General features: G+C 42.9%; 1 protein-coding gene. It reads right to left on the bottom strand.

Features of this window, described 5'->3' with window-relative positions:
* A partial coding sequence (locus DZ860_RS24590; protein ID WP_165862964.1) for a hypothetical protein occupies positions 1 to 361 on the bottom strand: 361 nt, incomplete at both ends.

The raw sequence follows: 361 nt of genomic DNA, 5'->3' as shown, positions 1-361 counted from the left end.
CAAGCTCAGCTAACGCTTCTTCCTCGCCAAATTCTGGCAATTCAAAGTCATCAAAGTTAAAGCTATCGTCAATATCATCAACAGCTGGTTGCTCTTCCGCAACGGCTGGCTCTGACGCTGATTCTTGCTCTAGTGATTCAGGTTCTAGATTAAGCTCTTGATCTAAATTAGATTCTTGTTCTAACTCAGATTCTTCACCGAGATTGGTTTCTTGACCTAGATTGGTTTCTTGAGCCAATTCTGGCTCAGCTAGCGTTTCATCAAGCTCAGCTAACGCTTCTTCCTCGCCAAATTCTGGCAATTCAAAGTCATCAAAGTTAAAGCTATCGTCAATATCATCAACAGCTGGTTGCTCTTCCGC

The organism is Vibrio sinensis, assembly GCF_003605645.1.
Lineage (GTDB): Bacteria > Pseudomonadota > Gammaproteobacteria > Enterobacterales > Vibrionaceae > Vibrio > Vibrio sinensis.
The sequence above is the reverse complement of the archived record's forward strand: the minus strand, read 5'-3'. Positions and strand labels throughout refer to the sequence as shown.